The organism is Nonomuraea turkmeniaca, from assembly GCF_005889735.1.
In the GTDB taxonomy this organism is placed as follows: domain Bacteria; phylum Actinomycetota; class Actinomycetes; order Streptosporangiales; family Streptosporangiaceae; genus Nonomuraea; species Nonomuraea turkmeniaca.
Window position 1 is genome coordinate 1 of record NZ_VCKY01000245.1, and the last position, 15,973, is coordinate 15,973.

General features: G+C 68.2%; 18 protein-coding genes and 1 pseudogene. 7 read left to right on the forward strand and 12 right to left on the reverse strand.

Features of this window, described 5'->3' with window-relative positions:
* Window positions 1–742: 742 nt before the first annotated feature.
* The 4 genes and pseudogenes from ETD86_RS44450 (at window position 743) to ETD86_RS44465 (ending at window position 3,921) form a co-directional block, all read left to right on the forward strand.
* Window positions 743–2,079 (forward strand): annotated as a pseudogene (locus ETD86_RS44450) (IS701 family transposase).
* A 572-nt stretch (window positions 2,080–2,651) separates the two neighbouring features.
* On the forward strand, window positions 2,652–3,083 hold the full coding sequence (locus ETD86_RS44455; protein ID WP_138672658.1) for a hypothetical protein: 432 nt from the start codon (window positions 2,652–2,654) through the stop codon (window positions 3,081–3,083).
* Window positions 3,044–3,601: an integrase core domain-containing protein gene (locus ETD86_RS44460; protein WP_138672659.1), complete on the forward strand. Its 558-nt coding sequence runs from the start codon at window positions 3,044–3,046 to the stop codon at window positions 3,599–3,601. Before ETD86_RS44455 ends, ETD86_RS44460 begins: the two co-directional genes overlap by 40 nt.
* A 38-nt stretch (window positions 3,602–3,639) precedes the next feature.
* Complete coding sequence (locus ETD86_RS44465; RefSeq protein ID WP_170223600.1) at window positions 3,640–3,921, forward strand: hypothetical protein; 282 nt, start codon at window positions 3,640–3,642, stop codon at window positions 3,919–3,921.
* A gap of 153 nt (window positions 3,922–4,074) precedes the next feature.
* On the opposite strand, the gene ETD86_RS44470 is transcribed toward ETD86_RS44465, so the two are convergent.
* From ETD86_RS44470 to ETD86_RS44495, 6 genes are all read right to left on the reverse strand, one after another.
* On the reverse strand, window positions 4,075–4,659 hold the full coding sequence (locus tag ETD86_RS44470; RefSeq protein WP_138672661.1) for a hypothetical protein: 585 nt from the start codon (window positions 4,657–4,659) through the stop codon (window positions 4,075–4,077).
* The gene (locus tag ETD86_RS44475) at window positions 4,656–5,144 is read right to left on the reverse strand and encodes a sigma-70 family RNA polymerase sigma factor (protein ID WP_211370701.1); all 489 of its coding nucleotides are present in this window, start codon (window positions 5,142–5,144) and stop codon (window positions 4,656–4,658) included. Before ETD86_RS44475 ends, ETD86_RS44470 begins: the two co-directional genes overlap by 4 nt.
* A gap of 288 nt (window positions 5,145–5,432) precedes the next feature.
* Window positions 5,433–5,699 carry a DUF1883 domain-containing protein gene (locus ETD86_RS44480; RefSeq protein ID WP_138672663.1) on the reverse strand — a complete coding sequence of 89 codons (267 nt, stop codon included), beginning with the start codon at window positions 5,697–5,699 and terminating at the stop codon, window positions 5,433–5,435.
* A gap of 191 nt (window positions 5,700–5,890) precedes the next feature.
* Window positions 5,891–6,595: a helix-turn-helix domain-containing protein gene (locus ETD86_RS44485; RefSeq protein ID WP_138672664.1), complete on the reverse strand. Its 705-nt coding sequence runs from the start codon at window positions 6,593–6,595 to the stop codon at window positions 5,891–5,893.
* Window positions 6,596–6,636: 41 nt separating this feature from the next.
* Complete coding sequence (locus ETD86_RS44490) at window positions 6,637–6,837, reverse strand: hypothetical protein (protein WP_138672665.1); 201 nt, start codon at window positions 6,835–6,837, stop codon at window positions 6,637–6,639.
* Between the two features lie 612 nt (window positions 6,838–7,449).
* Entirely contained in the window at window positions 7,450–7,806 is a 357-nt protein-coding gene (locus ETD86_RS44495) for a hypothetical protein (RefSeq protein ID WP_138672666.1), read from the reverse strand.
* A gap of 260 nt (window positions 7,807–8,066) precedes the next feature.
* On the opposite strand from ETD86_RS44495, the gene ETD86_RS57555 reads away from it, so the two are divergent.
* The gene (locus tag ETD86_RS57555) at window positions 8,067–8,711 is read left to right on the forward strand and encodes a hypothetical protein (protein ID WP_211370702.1); all 645 of its coding nucleotides are present in this window, start codon (window positions 8,067–8,069) and stop codon (window positions 8,709–8,711) included.
* Window positions 8,712–8,961: 250 nt separating this feature from the next.
* On the opposite strand, the gene ETD86_RS44505 is transcribed toward ETD86_RS57555, so the two are convergent.
* A complete protein-coding gene (locus ETD86_RS44505) occupies window positions 8,962–9,741 on the reverse strand; it encodes a neutral zinc metallopeptidase (RefSeq protein WP_127934782.1) in 780 nt (259 codons plus the stop codon).
* A gap of 582 nt (window positions 9,742–10,323) precedes the next feature.
* Window positions 10,324–10,731, reverse strand: a complete 408-nt coding sequence (locus tag ETD86_RS57560) for a formylglycine-generating enzyme family protein (RefSeq protein ID WP_281287066.1) — start codon at window positions 10,729–10,731, stop codon at window positions 10,324–10,326.
* 140 nt (window positions 10,732–10,871) lie between these two features.
* Here ETD86_RS57560 and ETD86_RS44515 point away from each other — a divergent pair, with 140 nt between their 5' ends.
* Window positions 10,872–12,509 (forward strand): alpha-amylase family protein, encoded by a 1,638-nt coding sequence (locus ETD86_RS44515; RefSeq protein WP_138672667.1) that lies wholly within the window; start codon window positions 10,872–10,874, stop codon window positions 12,507–12,509.
* 126 nt (window positions 12,510–12,635) lie between these two features.
* Window positions 12,636–12,971, forward strand: coding sequence for an STAS domain-containing protein (locus ETD86_RS44520; protein WP_138672668.1), 336 nt, complete (start codon window positions 12,636–12,638; stop codon window positions 12,969–12,971).
* A gap of 701 nt (window positions 12,972–13,672) precedes the next feature.
* Here the strand turns inward: ETD86_RS44520 and ETD86_RS44525 are convergent.
* The 4 genes from ETD86_RS44525 to ETD86_RS44540 all read right to left on the reverse strand — a co-directional run.
* The gene (locus tag ETD86_RS44525; protein ID WP_138672669.1) at window positions 13,673–14,248 is read right to left on the reverse strand and encodes a hemerythrin domain-containing protein; all 576 of its coding nucleotides are present in this window, start codon (window positions 14,246–14,248) and stop codon (window positions 13,673–13,675) included.
* A 50-nt stretch (window positions 14,249–14,298) separates the two neighbouring features.
* The gene (locus tag ETD86_RS44530; RefSeq protein WP_138672670.1) at window positions 14,299–14,610 is read right to left on the reverse strand and encodes a hypothetical protein; all 312 of its coding nucleotides are present in this window, start codon (window positions 14,608–14,610) and stop codon (window positions 14,299–14,301) included.
* A 60-nt stretch (window positions 14,611–14,670) separates the two neighbouring features.
* Window positions 14,671–15,498 carry a cytochrome c oxidase assembly protein gene (locus tag ETD86_RS44535; RefSeq protein ID WP_138672671.1) on the reverse strand — a complete coding sequence of 276 codons (828 nt, stop codon included), beginning with the start codon at window positions 15,496–15,498 and terminating at the stop codon, window positions 14,671–14,673.
* Window positions 15,498–15,973, reverse strand: a 476-nt coding sequence (locus ETD86_RS44540) for a DUF2243 domain-containing protein (RefSeq protein WP_138672672.1), incomplete at its 5' end; no start/stop codon positions are given. The genes ETD86_RS44535 and ETD86_RS44540, both read right to left, overlap by 1 nt.

The window sequence follows — 15,973 nt, forward strand, 5'->3', positions numbered from 1 at the left end:
TACCGGCTCCCTGCGGTCCCCGACCACCCCGCCTACCAGCAGATTTTCACCCTCATGACCAACACCGGCCTGGCCCACACGAGCGCGCGACCTCTGCCTGGCCCTGGACCTGCCCCTGGCGCGTAAGAAACATCGAGAACACCCGCGCCAAGCTCAAACGCCTGGTCAGCCTGGGCATCATCGCGGAGAGCGAGCCGGGATTGTTCGCTCAGCCGCATCCATAGCCCGGCAACGAGCCCTTTGACTAGACCAAGGGCCGTTTCCTGGATCCGCTGACTGCTGGATCACGGTCTACCAGCGGCACCGCCGCTGGTAGACCGATGGTGCCTGACGGCGGCGGCTGACCGCGATCCAGGCCGGACAAGACGCCGAGGGCCGCCTGGAGTGGGACACCGCCGTGGACCCCACGACCGTACGGCCCACCAGCACGCCGCGCTCGAAGCCGCCCTCCACTGACACTCCCCGAGACAATTCAGTCAGCCCGCGCGGCCCGGTCCTGGGCGCGTTCTCTCAAACAGCTATTTCCCGCAATAATCACCTCCGCCTTTCGCATGTGTATCAAAGTGGCAAGTGGGCTAGTACGGCAGCCGCCAATCGCCATGTGAGCTGGGCTGATGCGCTCTGCACCGATGCGGTCTTGTAACGGGAAGCCGGCACAATAAGAGCAGCCGCTCATGATCATGTCTGTGTGAAGAGTACAAGATCGAGAGCGGCTGCCGCCCTCATCGTAGAGGCCGCGCGAGTGCAGCGGAACCTCAAGGAGCTGATGGGCGCGCTGGCGCCGATGTTCGCCCGGGTCGAACCCCGGTTGCAGTCCGCTAAGTACGTCCGAGCTGTGATGTCCGACCTGCCCAAACGCAACGGCTGGACGATCGCCGAGAAGGCCGGCGACCTCACGCCCGATGCCACCCAGCGGCTGTTGAACCGCGCCCGCTGGGACACGGCGGGCGCGATGAGCGCCGTCCGCCGCTTCGCCGTCACCCACCTGGCTGCCGCCGCCGGGCCGGTCGGCCTGATCGTGGGTGCGCTGGACGAGTCCGGGCAGGAGAAGAAGGGCACGGCCACCGCCGGCGTCAAGCGTCAGCACATGGGCTGCGCGGGCGGCATCGACAACGGCATCAACACCGTCCACCTGGCCTACGTCCGCGCCGACGTCGGACATGCGCTGATCGGCTCGCGGCAGTGGATCCCCGCCGAACAGATCAGCGACCCGGTCACCGCGATCACCACCGCTCTTCCCCTGACCCTGAGGTTCGCGACCAAGGGAGAGTTGGCCATCGGACTACTCCGTGATGCCCACGCCGACGGGGTGCGCCTGGACTTCGTCGCCGGCGACGAGGTCTACGGCGCCTGCCCCGCCCTGCGCGCCTTCCTGGAAGAACACGGCCAGGCCTACGTACTGCGCGTGCGCGCCACCTTCGCCCGCACCCTCGGCGGCGGCACCTGCATGAGCTGCGAGCAGGCCGTGGCCAAGCACTGCAAGCAGAAACGCACGTGGACCATCCGCTCGGCCGGCGACGGCTCCAAGGGCGAGCGCACCTACGCCTGGGCCTGGATCGCCACCGCCAGCCCGGAGCACTATCTGCTGATCCGCAAGCACCGCACCACCGGCGAGCTGGCCTTCCACTACTGCCTCGTCCCCGCTGGCCAGCCCGCCCCGCTGGCTCGCCTGATAGCCGCGGCCGGGCTGAGATGGCCGGTGGAGGAGACGTTCGAGTTCGGAAAGGATCTGTTCGGCCTGGACCAGTCCCAGGTCCGTCTCTATGAGGCGATCCTGCGTCACACCGTGCTCGTCATGGCGGCCCTTGCCATCTGCGCGCTCAGCGCCGCGGCGGCCCGGCGTCGCACCGACACTCAGGCTCCGCCACCCAGCAGCCCTGATCAGAAGCCGCCCATCGACAGCGGGATGAGCCCGCTGACAGTCGCCGAGATCAAACGCCTCTTCAACGCCGCCACCGCCCCAACCCATCGTTGGAACACACCGCCCACTGGTCAGCCTGGCGACGCCGCCACCAAGCACGCGCCCGATGGTTCCACCGCCGCGCCCGCCTGCCCACCGCGTACACCCAGCTCAGCTAACGAATGGCGGCTGCCGTACTAGCGCGGGCAACCCAACCTGTTGTAGTTCCCGTCGGTGATCCAGCTCGGCACGGCGCCCTATAAACCGTTTCGTTATTCTTTTAATATCGGCACATCCGCTGGACCGCTCCACAATCAGGCAATCTAATTCTGCCACCGGAACCAGCTACCCTGCGGCAACTCCGGGGCGTGGATGCGCGTGCTGGGTCCATAAGCCAAGCCAGTCTGCGCAAGCTTCCACGTCACTCGACCCTGGGCGATAGAACTTGCTAGCCCACCCGGCCTCTTTACGTAAGGGTTCTAGGCGATATGCGCGCCGTGTAAAGATCAGTAAGGCATGCGGTAGGTTGGTCAGACTGGGGGAAGATGGCGGGTACGGAGCTCCGTTCGAGGCATCGGCGTCCGCAGTCGGCTCGTGTACCAGCTCCGCAAGGCCCTTCATTCCTGCGTCGACCAGCACGGCCGGGGGCTCGACTGGTGCATTGCCATCGAAGCGGGTGACGACGTAGAGACACCTCGTTGAAGGCGGCAGGGCCCTCTACCAGCTCAAGCATCGGGCTGCTGGCGTCACCATGTCGGATTACAGCACGGACCTGTGGAAAACCCTGCGGATATGGGCTCATGGTGTCGCCAACAAGCAACTCGATCTGGACGAGACGGACCTCTTCCTCCTCACCACCGCTGACCTGACGCCCGGCTCGGCTGGCTATCTACTGCAGCCTCTCGTGTCGGGGGTCAGGGACGAGAGTCGCGGGCTTGAAGCGTTGGAGGCTGCCCGGAAGACTTCCACCAGCAAGGACAACAAGAAGGCCTACGAAGCCTTCGACAAGCTCTCAGCGGACGAGCGGCGAGCCATGGTTGCCCGAATACAGGTCATCGGCAACGCCCCGGACGTCGATGCGGTGGAGAAGCTGCTGCTGGAGCGAGTGGTCTCCGCCGGCCGCGCAAGCCGCATCCCGCCGCGTTGTCGCCGGCCGAGCGCGAGCAGGTCCGCGCGGTGCTGAACGAGCGCTTCGCCGACGCCTCCCCGGCCACCGCCTACTACAGCCTCCTCGACGAAGGCGTGTATCTGGCCTCGCAGTCGACCATGTATCGCATCCTGCGTGCACACGGCGAGGTGGGCACCGACCGGCGCCGGCAGGCCACCCATCCACGCAAGCACGGCATCGACGCAGGCACTCTCACCATGCACGCCGACCGCGGCAGCTCGATGACCTCCAAGACCCTGGCCGAACTCATCATCGACCTGGGCGTGGCCAAGTCCCACTCCCGGCCCCGGACCTCCAACGACAACGGAGCCGCCGAGGCGCTCAACAGCACCCTGAAGGTCGAGTTCGTGCACCGGCAGCACTTCCGTACCCGGGCGGAGGCCCGGCTGAAGATTGCGACCTGGATCGCGGACTTCTACAACGTCAAGCGCAGGCACAGTGCCAACGACGGGCTGCCGCCTGTCACATTCGAGCGTCAGATGATCGAGAAGCGGCAAGCATCAACGGCCCTGCTGAGGGCTGCTGTGGCATAGAACCGTCTCCACGGTTTGAGGCGATTGACATCGTCGAGGTGGAACGGGTGGCGCCGGCCCTGCCCACCGACCGGTACGAGGCGGCACGGTTCTCCTATATCGACAGCCTCAGGGAGGGCAAGCAGCGCCTCGGCCGACGCCCGCTCATGAGCCGATGGGGACTGGAGCAGCGTGAGGCCGAGGAGATCATCGCCGACGTGGAGAGGGAGCGGGCACAGGCGGCCGAGACGAAAGGGGCCGAGGCGCCCGTGGCAGAGGCCGGCATACCCTCGCCGGACGGCACGCGGACGAGCGCCACGAGCGAGGTGGACGCGGCGTAAAGGAAATCCTGATCCCCGCAATGTACGCGTGTCTATTCTCCTCTGCGCTATCCGCGAAGGGACTCCGGAGGCCCGGAGCGCCAGGCAAATGTGGGCGGCCACGGCTGTGCTGAACAGCAGTCCGGAAACGGGAGGCAAACGCCGTCGCGGGATCTACCTGGGGAGCTCGGTACTGCACTGGAGGGTGTCGCCGGTGCGGGCCAGGCCGAAGACCGCGCCGAGCCTGCTCGGGTCGTCCGGCTTGTAGTCGGGCGTCCTGATGCCCGCGATGATCTTCGTGCCCTCGGGCATGGCCGCCGGGTCGATGGTCATCACGACCCGCCCGTTCTCCTCTTTGTTATCGGACATGACCTTGTCGAAGCCCGGGATGTCGACCGGCGAGTTGCAGAACTCGTTGATCCGGATGTCGGCGGGGATGCCCGCTTGGGCCAGGGCGTTCTGCAGTGTCGCTGGGTCGAGGGTCTGCTCCTTGGTGAGCTTGACGGTGACCGTACCGTCGGTGTTGCTGTCGACGGAGAAGGCGGCGAGCTGGACGTGCACGCCCGCGGGAGGCGCGTTGACCTGCGGGCCGCCGGTGGCGACGACCAGCGACAGCCCCCCGGCCACGGTGGCCCCCGCCGCGATCGCCGTGACCTTCCTACGTCGGCGCGCCCGGCCTGCCGCGACGATCCGCTCGACTGGGGTGTGCATGTGCACGCCCTCCATCGACTCCTTCATCGTGTCGAAGACGTCGTTCATGGTCGGCCCTCCTGAGTGATGGCGGTGGCGAGGTCACCGCGGAGTGCGGCGACGGCCCGTGCCAGGTGTGCGGTGACGGTTCCCGGAGCGATGCCGAGGGTTTTGGCGGTGGCCTCGGTGTCCAGGTCGAGGAAGACCCGCAGCGCCACCACCTCCCGCTGCCGCCTGGGCAGGCGCCGCACGGCTGCCAGCAGCGCGGGATCGACACCCTCCGTCTGCTGGTGACCTTCGGCGTCATGGCCGGCCAGGACGACCTCGCGGCGGCGTCTGCGCCACCACGAGACGCGGGTGTTGAGCGCGGTGCGCACGATCCAGGCACGCGGCGCGGGATGGGCCCGAACCTTGCGCCAGGCGCTCCACGCCTGCGCGTAGGCCTCGGCTACCAGGTCCTCGGCCAGGTGCGGATTGCCGGTGCCGACCAGCACGGCACGCAGGCACGCGTCCCTGCTGTCTCGGTAGAACTCCTCGAACTCCAGTTGCTCCACACCCTCTACACGCCTGGGAGCGTCATCACACTTACCGGAACACCGCAATTGTTCGCGCGTGGATGGAGACGGCGATGCTCGGCGTACTACCGGTGAAGAACCGCGGCAGCATCGGGACGCGCGCCCAGGACAAACAGGGCCGGCCGCACCGCCACCGGGCCCGCCCCGGCGCCGCGACGCGGAGGAAGGCGCATGCGCAGGTGCGGGATACATCAAAGGCGGCCGGGCGTGCGGCTCTCCGGCCGGTCCCGGCCGCCGCCCCGCCAGCCGCGCTCAGATGTTCACCGGTCAGTCGTCGAAGAGCTGGGCGACGGTGACCTTCTTGACCCGGTCGTAGCTGTCGACGATCAGGTACCAGTAGTCGTCGTAGGGCACCTCCAGGGTGATGGGGCTGTAGTCGTAGAAGCCGCCGTGGTACTCGTAGTCCTCCTCATCGAGGTACGCCTGGTATTCGTCGCCGTCCATGAGGCAGACCCGGGCGGTCGAGCCGCGCCAGTCCACCTCAAAGCAGGCGCCGGCTCCGGTTTCTCCGAGGTCCCAGTACAGATGCCTCACACATCATTAGTAGCTGGTCACGCACCGGGCGGGAAGCCCCGGCCCGCGCATCCCGAGGCCCGCCGGTGACCGTCATCTTGGAGATCACCGCCATGGCCTTCGACCCCCACGCCCTCCGACAAGGACGCCGCGATGAAGCTGGACGACGCCGTCCCCATAACGGTGGTTCCCGGGACAGCGGGCATAAACGATCAGCCGTTCTCCAGGGCCAGACTGGCAGGAGGCGGATTGTCCTGCTGGAACTGCTTGAGGCTGATGGCGCGCCAGGCCCCGACCCACTGGTCCAGGTCGGCCTCGCAGGCGGCGACGATCGCACGGACGGCGCGCAGGGGCGGCATCCGGGCGAACTTGGCGTTGAGCGTGTCGTGCACGGTGGCGTACGCGACTCCGCTGCGACGGTGGTCGTCGTAGCCGCTGTGGCGACAGATCTCCGGGATGCTCACACCGGCCCATACCCGCAGCAGGCTCAGCTGGTAGCGATACTCCTGCGGCGTTTCGGCCTGCCACGGATCCGGCGGAGCGGGCCCCTGCTGCGCGGCCGTGACCGTGGCCTGGCGTGCGCTGGTCCGGCTCTTGGCCGGCGCTGCCCGCGCTGGGCGTCGCGGCGTGGCGTCGCCGGCCTGGCCGGCGGCGTGGGCATGTCTCCACAAGGTCGGCCACGGTTCCTGGCCGGGCAGGCCGCCGCAGGCAGTGACGAAGTGTATGACCACCTCCCAGGACGGGCAGCGGTAGCCGGCGGCGGCGTCGGCGAGCACCGAGCGCGAGAAGGTTCCACGCTCGGCGAGCTGGGCGTAGGTGGGGATGGGAGGGCCCGCGAGCTCCCGCAGGCGGCGGAGCTCGCGGGCCAGGTCCGCGATCGGCCCATCCCAGGTGATCGGCTTTTCCGGCCGTGCCATGTCGGACGATCCCTGTACGGCGGGGAACGCTCGGGGGGAGATCAGCGGCCGTACTGGGCGAGGTCGCCGACCGTCGCGGCCAGCGCCGCCAGCACCACGCCCAGCGCGAGCGCCGGGTCGCTGCCCAGGGCGGTCAGGACGACGACGAAGGCCAGCAACAGCACCCAGACGACGATGCGGACCGCTGGCCGGGACGGCCGGCAGGCGAGGGGACGGTGGGGCAGGGCGAGCATGAGCGACATGGGGCGCTCCAAAGCGTGATGGTCCGGGCGAGCAGGTTGGGTGCGACATCGCGCCCGTGATGCCCCGCGGTTTGCCCTCCGCCGAGGCGAGCATGAACGTCGCTGGGGCCCATCATTACCGCATGCGGTATAGACCGGGTACGCGCCCATACGCGAGGCGGCGGCCGGACAACCCCGTCGCCGAGCATCGGGTTGGTCACCACGATGCGGCCAGGTCAGCCGGGTGTGAGCCACGACCGGGCCCGGTGTCGCGGGTATCGGAGTGGTCCGGGGAACATCGGCTGCAGACGGTCTGGTCCGGCGGCGAGGTTGGACAACCAACTTGCAGTGCATCATGGAACCCGTCGCTGTCGGTCTAGACCCGGCGGCGAGGTCGGCCCAGGTCGGCCGCCCCAAGGCGTCAGTTCGTTGGTCCGGACGAGCGCTCAGGGAGACACAGAACGGCCTTCCCGATTTGCCCCGGGAAGGCCGTTGTCTTCTCACCAGGCCCGGACAATCGCGCCGGACAACTCGCCCGTGAACGCCGGTAGCCGGGGCGCGGGTTGGAGGGACAGATGCCACGGAAGGCGTGCTGACGAGCGTCCCGAATGCGGGCCACTGCAAGGACAGGAGCTATGCGGCAGGGCCGGGCTGGGCGGTGTAGCAGCGCGGACAGATGACCACCTTGGCGCTGCCCGGGACCTTCCAGCGATACCGGCACAGAAGCGTGCGCCGGCAGCGGGTGAGCGTGTCGTTCGGCAGCAACTCGCCCACCTGGAGCGGGCCGGCGCGGCCGCAGGAGGGACAGGTCCATTCCGGCGGCGTCTGGTCCTCGTCGACCAGGTGCCCGTCGACGGTGGCGAACCGCACCAAGACCCGCAGCGGGGCCTCGCGTTCGCTGGCCGTGGTGCCGCAGGTCGCGCAGCGCACATAGCGGGGATCGCCGGACAGGTGCCGGTTGAGCGCGATCGAGATCAGCATGCGGATCACGGGCGGGCCCTGACCTTCCTGAAGGGAAACACCGCGGCGCTTGGATCGTCCGTCCGCCCGTCCGTCGTGACAAGCGGCGGGCCTTATCGCAGATAGTGAGGCGCTATCTGCGGTAACCGGTTCATGGTCGTCCGCGATGCCCCGATGAGCCCTGGTCCGGCCTTGAGCGGTGGTCGCCGCGATCGAACCGTCAGAAGTGGCTGAGGAGCCAGTGTCTATCTGCGGTACGGCTGGTGCTGACAAGCGTGAGGGGGATCAACGTGGATCCGATCGTTTTAGCTGCGGGCACGGCGCTGGTGACGGCCATGGCCACCGATGCGTGGCAGTCGGCCTGCACCGGCGTGGTCGCGCTGTGGCACAAGGTCCGCCCCGAGCAGGCCGAAGTTGTCGAGGCGGAGCTGGTCGAGGTCCGCGAGCAGGTGCTTGAGGCCCGTAAAGACAGTGATGCCGCCACCGAGCAGGCCCTGGCCGGGGACTGGCAGCTGCGGCTGCAGCAGCTGCTGCGCTCCGACCCGTCCCTCGCGCACGAGATCCAGCGGGTGCTGGACGAGGTGCTCACCTCGGCGCTGGAGCCGGCCGATCAGGCGCGCATCGGTTCGCTGGTGATGAAGGCGACCGCCAGCGGGCACGGCCGGACCTATCAGTCCGGCCGTGACCAGACGATCAACGAGGTGGTGCCGCCGGACGCGGCGCTGCGCCCGCTCACCGAGGTGATCGCGCCGTTCCCGCTGGTGAACCTGACCCGGCACACCGGCGTGTTCGTCGGGCGCGGTGATGAACTCGCCGCCTGGAGGCGGCGCTGCGCGGTGGCGGGGACGTGGTGGTGGCCGCGGTGCACGGGCTGGGCGGGGTCGGCAAGTCCACGCTGTGCGCCCGCTACGCTCAGTAGTCGACCAGCGCTATGAGGGCGGCGTCGACCCCCACCCCCTCCATCTCCCTAACCCCGGGGCGGGCATGGCGGCTCCGCCCGCGGGGGCGTGGGCATAACCGGTGTCCGACGGCGGTGTGGCGTCCCGCTCGAGGTAGCGGATCGCCACGCGGGCGCCATGGGTGGCGACCAGGTGGCGTCCGGTTCACCCGGCTGATCGCCGTGCCGATGCCGCCCGCCCCTGCGGCGACCAGGACGTTCTGGCCGCCAGGCCGGGGTCGATCGCGTCAGGAGACCTTGGACGAGGCTGCCGCCCAGGTGTTGCAGGAGGCCGGGTCGGCGGTGCGGAAACCGGCCTTGACCCATCGCTTGCGGTTGGCGGCCTTGCCGTACTCGGCGGAGTCGCGGTAGAAGGACGACGCGACCCTCTCCCAGTCCCTCGCGGTCTTGCCCGGCAGCGGCCAGACGCTCTTGGTGAAGGCCGCGCCCAGGCATTCGACCTGCTGGTACATGCGCCGCCCCTGCTCGAGGTGCTCGGCCTTGCTGCCGGCTCTGAGGTCCTCGCCGGCGTCGTAGAGACCGGCCTGCTTCTGTACGTGGTAACCGTACGTGACGGCGATCGTGTTGAAGAGATCGAGGCCGGTAATTGGCCCGAGGAGCCAGTACTTGCCGATCTTGAAGGACAGCGTGCGGTCCCAGTCGCAGTACCACACCGTGGACGGCTGGATCGTCTCGCCGTCCTCGGACGCGCAGTAGTTCTTGGGCAGGCGGGTCACGTACCGCACCTTGACCGGCTCATAGGGCAGGCCGGCCTTCTTCAGGTGCTGTCCCCACGTGTTCTCCAGGCAGCGCAGGGCCTCGTTGATGTAGGTACGGGCCTCGGCGGGCGTCATGGGCTCGTCCGGCAGGTCGTTACAGGTCGTGGTGGGCAGCGGCCCGGCCTGGTACAACGCGTTCTTGACGAGCACGGGGTTCTTCACGGGATACGCCGAGGCGTGCGCGGCCGCCGTGACGGTCAAGGGGGTGAGGAGGGCGCAGGCGAGTGCCGCGATCTTGAGGGGCTTCACGATGGGTGAGAATAGGGCTTGCGGGGGTTGGAGCGCCATATCGGTACCGGCCTGGAGCAGGAGCCATTGATCCGCGACGCACGCCGCCCGCCGGACGAAACGGCTAAGCCCTCACCGGCGGACCATCGGCTCAGGATCGTTCTCGTGCAGGCTTTCCACATCTGACCCATGCGGATCTGCCGCGATCCGGGCGCTAGCCCACGTCCACCGATTACTCATCGTGAGTAGCGGACCTGGGTCGTCCGGCCGGCGCGCCCCGACGCGCATCGCGCCGACCCCGGCCACCTCGCCCGCCATAGTGGGCAGCGTACCGATCTGCTCGCGCTGGCGGCCGACATGTGCCCAACGACCCTGATGTCGGTTACTCCACTTCCTGCCCGCAGCGATGCTTCGACTGGTTATCGCCATCACTCCGCGGCAGGTCGCACTGCTCCCGGCGACCGCTCGGGCCAGGCCCTTGACTCTAGCTCGAGCCAACTTGACAACCTTGCATGATCGGAGTCAAGACTGATGGCTAGCACTGTCCGGCTTTCGTCCGACAGCCCTCATAACGACGACCACACCTGTCAGGTCGCCACCGCCTTATCCGAAGCGGCTCGCGTGCTCAACTACGGCACGCTCTCCCATGCTGGCGTTACCTACCCTTCCACCGTCAACGACGTACTCGGCGCTATTGGCCACGGCGCAGAGGGTGGAAGTCCACTCATCGGCGTTGCCCACCATGTCCAGCACGCCGAAGGGGCTGGCACCCTCGGGGAACGAACCGACCGGCGCGGTGGTGCCGATGCCCAAGTCCACCAGATTGGCCAGGCCCGTGCGGTACTCGTTGCCCCATGGGAACTCCCGGCCGTCGTCACCGCGGGCGGCACGCTCCCACTCGTCCTCAGTGGGCAAGCGCAACCGACGTGGCCGTGGTGACCCTGGCGGACGTCGCCATGGAGCATGGCCGTTACCGGCACCTGCTACGCCTGCGTGTCCCCACACTGACATGGCCACGACCCAGGTGGCGGAGTTCACCGACTTTGAGCCGTTGTTCCTCCTGCGCCGCACCGCCAGCCTTCCGCCTTGTCCACCCTCGGCTTCTCTTGATCGAATGCTTCACCCGCGTCCAAGCGGGAAGCTGATCCCGCATGCCGAACCGGTGGTACCGCAACGCAGTCATCTACTCCCTCGACGTCGGAACCTTCCAGGACTCGAACGCCGACGGCTTCGGCGACCTACCGGGCCTGATCAGCCGCCTGGACTACCTGTCGCGGCTGGGCGTCACCGCCGTGTGGCTCAATCCCATCCACCCCTCGCCGCGCCACGACGGCGGCTACGACGTCGCCGACCACTACAACATCGACCCCCGCTTCGGCAACCTCGGCGACTTCGCCGAACTACTGAACCAGGCGGACGAACGCGGCCTGCGCATCCTGCTCGACCTGGCCGTCAACCACACCAGCGACCAGCACCCATGGTTCCAGGCCGCCCGCGCCGACCCCGCCTCCCCCTTCCGCGACTGGTACGTCTGGTCCGAGCGCGAGCCCGCCGAACGCTGGGACGGCGGCGTCTTCCCCGACGTCGAACCCGAATCCTGGAGCTACGACGAACGCGCCCAGGCCTGGTACCGGCACCGCTTCTACCGCTTCGAGCCCGACCTCAACACCAGCCACCCCCAGGTACGCGCCGAAATACGCAAGATCGCCGCGTTCTGGCTGCGCCTCGGCGTATCAGGCTTCCGCATCGACGCGGCACCGTTCCTGATCGAGAACCGCAACCCTGGCCAGACCTACCGCCGCCCGGACTACCAGTTCCTGCGGGAATTACGCGACACGCTGTCCTGGCGCAAGGGCGACGCCGTCCTCCTCGCCGAGGCGAACGTGGAAGACGGCGACCTGCTGGAATACTTCGGACAGGCCGACGGCAGCGCCAGCCGGCTCCTCATGCTGTTCGCCTTCCGCCTCAACCAGGCCATCATGCTCGCCCTGGCCCGCCAGAACGCCGCACCCATCAGGCACATCCTGCGCGCGCTGCCGGATCTCCCCGCCCACGCCCAGTGGGCGACCTTCCTGCGCAACCACGACGAAGTCGACCTCGGCCGGCTCTCCCCCGAAGAACGCCAGGACGTCTTCACCGCGTTCGGCCCCGATCCTGACATGCAGGCATACCAGCGGGGCATCAGACGCCGGCTCGCCCCCATGCTCGGCGGCGACCAGCGCCGCCTCCGCATGGCCTACAGCCTGCTGTTCACCCTGCCCGGCACCCCCGTGATCAGGTACGGCGACGAGATCGGTATGGGCGAAGACCTCGCCCTCCCCGAACGAGCCGCCATCCGCACCCCCATGCAATGGTCCAGCATGCCCACCGCCGGGTTCTCCGACTCCGACCAGCCCTCGGTGCCGCCCATCCGTACCGGCCCGTACAGCCTGGACCGAGTCAACGTCACCGACCAGCGCCGCGACCCCGACAGCCTGCTCATGTGGCACGAACGCATGCTGCACACCCTGCGCGAATGCGAGGAAATCGGCACCGGCGAGCACGAGACCATCGGCACCGGCCCGCCCGCCGTCCTGGTGCACCGGGTCACCGCCCCCTCGGGCGCGATGCTCTTCCTCCACAACCTCGCACCCCAGCCCTGCCGCATTGCCGCCCGCGTGCCGCCGGACCCCGACGAGCAGCCGCTCAACATCGCCGCCGACACCGACTACGGCACCGCGATCGACCTGGAGGCCCTCGACCTGGAAGGGTACGGCTACCGCTGGATCCGATTACGCCGCACCCCCTGAACACCCGCCCCAGCTTAAGAACCGGTGGTGCGGGTAAGGGGGTCGAGACTCGGGTCACCGGCGCTCCTCGTGGCGCCGACGAGCGATAAGCCGTCTCTTCTGTACCCGCAAACATGGACCCCCGCTATGACATACCTGTCGATGACCGTCGGACATTGCGGCGACTACAGCGTGGTGAGTCTGGAAGGCGAACTCGACCTGGCCAGCAGGCAGCAGTTCTGCCAGGCTCTCGACCACATGCTCACCCGGCCTTCACCCAAGATCATCCTCGACGCCGCAGAGCTACGCTTCTGCGACTCACACGGCTTGTGGGCACTGATCACCAGACAACGCGACGCCGAAGCCCGCGGCGGCTGCCTGCGGCTGATCGGCGTACATGGCCCACTGGCCCGTCTGCTGACCGTCACCCAGCTCGTGGACCTGTTCCCGCCCTATGCCGACCTGGACCACGCCGCGACCTGATCCCACCCATCGGCTGATTTCGCCATCGTGCCGACGTGTGGGTTCCCGGCAAACGCCACTCCGGACGCTGGACGGGCGACTGATCCATCCTTTGAGGAGACAGATCCCGGGGTCATGGCATCGTCCGAGCGCGTCCTGGCGGCGACGTCATCACGCTCATCACGGCATGCGGCTTCATGATCATGTGGACCGCTGTGCGAACAGGCCTACTGTGCCGTGCCGGATGAGACCGAAGCTGCGCCGGTCAGGCGTCCCGGACAGCATCGATCCACTCGCGCGTCGCTGCCGGGACCGGACGCCACGACCGCATCGGCCACCCGGGTCAACGTCTCGGGGGTCGGGCACGCCTCCAGTGAAGTATCGCTGCAGGGCCAGATCAACGCGGGCACCTGTAGATCGCCGACTTGCCGGTCCCGGTCGGCATCCTCACCAGCGTGTCCCGGCCCTCGGCCAGCGTCGTCATCGCAGCCGGCCGGCCGCAGATCGGTCAGGCCAAGAGCCTGGGCACGGTAAGGACCTGGTCGACGCCTGCATGTCCCGAGCCGACTGCCAGGACGGTCAGGCCGTCGCCGGCCGAGACGTCTATCTCGCCCCTGAATTCGACTGCGCGCCCGGCCGATCCGAGCGCCTCAGCGGGGTCGCCATCGTGTTACTCGATGACGCACATCGTTCCGTAGTGGAAGAACGAGGAGCCGTGACGGTCAGGAACGGGTCTTCGCTAGGGCTTTCTCGAGCTCCGTCTTGCTCATCCGTGACCGGCCTGGAATGTCGGCTTTTCGCGCCTGCTCATAAAGCTTGGCTTTGGTGAGGTCGTGGCTGCCAGAACCGCCGCCACGGGTTTTGCGAGCGCCGTCGGTGGCGGTCAGCGCGCGCAGCTCCTGCTGTCGGCGCTCGCTGAAGGCCTTGCCAAGCCTTTTCAGCCCCGATGGGTCTACGGTTCTGGCCAGCAGCGGCAGGATGGTGCTCTCTTCCTCCCGCACGTGGTGACTCACCGCCATGGCGAGCAGGTCCCGTACGTTCTTGAACTCCGCGCTGCCCAGCTCGGCCCTGTTCAGGGCATCTAACAGGACCTCGGCTCTTTTGTGCTCTTCCAAACCGTGATGAGCGTCAAGGCCGGGATAGACCAGATCTTCCTCGGCCCGAGCGTGGGCAGTGAGCAAGGCGTGCAACTCCGCCACAATGGCCCGCTGATCGCCCTTTCCGCCGACGAGCCTGGCGAAGAGCTCTTCCACCTTGCGGTGGTCAGCCATGATGAGGGTGATGACGTCGTCTGCCATGGCAGGTCGCTACCCCGCCCGCTCATGCCCAAGCGCGGCACACGAGGAAGTCATGACGCGTCGCGGCCGTCGGCCGCCGACGGTCTGGGCCGCCGGCGCATGCCGACGAGCAGACCTTGGTGCCGGATTCGGGCTTGATCGTACGGGCACATCGGGCGGGTCACGTATGTTTCCGCGATGCTGTCGACCTCCTCCCGGTCGACGCCCCAGCCGATCGTGTGCCAGCGCTCATGGCCGTCGCCGCCCGTGGTGTCCAGGACGGAGATCTCGAAGAGCTCAGCGGCGACAGGAGGCGTGCAGCTGACGTGCGCTTCTCCTTCGGCGGTCCGGATGTCGCGGCTGCCGGTCACCCACTGGTCCATGTGGATCTCCCTCCGATCGCACGAAGCTGGTCCGGAAGTCCATGCCCCATGACGCGTCGGTCAGTCATGCCGTTGCGTAGCGCCCGTGCCGAGTCGCTGTCGAAGGCCCGGGGCAGGCAGGGGTCTCCGCCGTATCCTCGAGTGCGGCCGCCAACCCGCCACAAGGGCTGCGGCCAGCAGGAGCTCGGCGAGGTCGCCGCCGTAGTACATGATCTCGGCCGCGCCGCGCAGCTGCTCGGCGGGTACGGGCACGTCCACCCAGAGTCCGGCGTACATCAACTGCGACAGGCCGGTGTGCACCGCGATGGCCACTCCCAGCGCCACCAGCCGCGCCGGCACCGGCGGCCGGCGGGGAGCGGGATCCGCCCCGGCGATCACCCATGCGAACAGGTAGCCGGAGAGCAGGAAATGCACGTGCACCGCTTCATGCAGCCAGCCGTTCGTGGTGGTGTGCCGGTACAACGGCGTGCAGTACAGGGCCACCAGGCCGCCCACGCTCAGAACAAGGGCGGTGACCGGGTTGGCCAGGACATGGAAGGCGCGGCCGCGCAGCAGCGCGCTGAGGCTGCGGCCCTGGGCGGTGGGCAGAGAGCGTAGCAGCAGGGTCATCGGCGCGCCGAGGACCAGGAACAGCGGTGCCAGCATGCCGATGAGCAGGTGCTGCAGCATGTGGCCGCGGAAATCTCTCGCGGCCAGCGCGGCGAGCGGTGCCATCGTGGCGACGGCAGCCAGAAGACACCCGGTGACAAACGACGCGCTGCGCCACCCGCTCCACCCGCGCGGCTCGCGGTGCCGGCGCACCGCCGCCAGCAGGTAGGCGACCGCCACCAGCGCGGTCGCCAGCAGCACCGGTGAGGCACCGGCGTGCCAGTGACCGTCGTGGACCATCACCTTGGCGCCGCCGGTCCGTCATCGCGGCACAGGTCGAGCACTCCGCCGGTACGTTGCAGCGCCCAGCCGCCGATCATCAGGAGCGCGCCCAGGAGCAGGAAGCCCAGGTCCCACCACAGCTGGTACGGGCCGGTGCGGACGTGGTGGATGCCCAGCAGGTGGTGATCGATGACGCCCTCCACGAGGTTGAAGGCGCCCCAGCCGACCAGAATCCAGCCCCAGAGCGTCCGCGACCGCCACACCCGCCCACGCGAAGTGGTGACGCGCGAGTGGAGCAGGCCGAGCCCGATCAGCACCGCCAGCCAGGTGACGGCATGGAACAGGCCGTCCCACAGCGTATTCATCCGCAGGCCGGGCACCGTGTCGGCCGGGTAGTACCGGATTCCGGCGTTGTCGGTGTCAGTGCTGCTCAGCATGTGATGCCACTGGAGGATCTGGTGCAGCAGGATGCCGTCGACGAACCCACCCAGCC

Coding starts and splice junctions, on each gene's coding strand:
- ETD86_RS44455 (WP_138672658.1), top strand. CDS start 2,652: ATGTCGGATTACAGCACGGACCTGTGGAAAACCCTGCGGATATGGGCT.
- ETD86_RS57560 (WP_281287066.1), bottom strand. CDS start 10,731: ATGTCAGTGTGGGGACACGCAGGCGTAGCAGGTGCCGGTAACGGCCAT.
- ETD86_RS44520 (WP_138672668.1), top strand. CDS start 12,636: ATGACATACCTGTCGATGACCGTCGGACATTGCGGCGACTACAGCGTG.
- ETD86_RS44490 (WP_138672665.1), bottom strand. CDS start 6,837: ATGTCGCTCATGCTCGCCCTGCCCCACCGTCCCCTCGCCTGCCGGCCG.
- ETD86_RS44470 (WP_138672661.1), bottom strand. CDS start 4,659: ATGAACGACGTCTTCGACACGATGAAGGAGTCGATGGAGGGCGTGCAC.
- ETD86_RS44525 (WP_138672669.1), bottom strand. CDS start 14,248: ATGGCAGACGACGTCATCACCCTCATCATGGCTGACCACCGCAAGGTG.
- ETD86_RS44530 (WP_138672670.1), bottom strand. CDS start 14,610: ATGGACCAGTGGGTGACCGGCAGCCGCGACATCCGGACCGCCGAAGGA.
- ETD86_RS44535 (WP_138672671.1), bottom strand. CDS start 15,498: ATGGTCCACGACGGTCACTGGCACGCCGGTGCCTCACCGGTGCTGCTG.
- ETD86_RS44515 (WP_138672667.1), top strand. CDS start 10,872: ATGCCGAACCGGTGGTACCGCAACGCAGTCATCTACTCCCTCGACGTC.
- ETD86_RS44485 (WP_138672664.1), bottom strand. CDS start 6,595: ATGGCACGGCCGGAAAAGCCGATCACCTGGGATGGGCCGATCGCGGAC.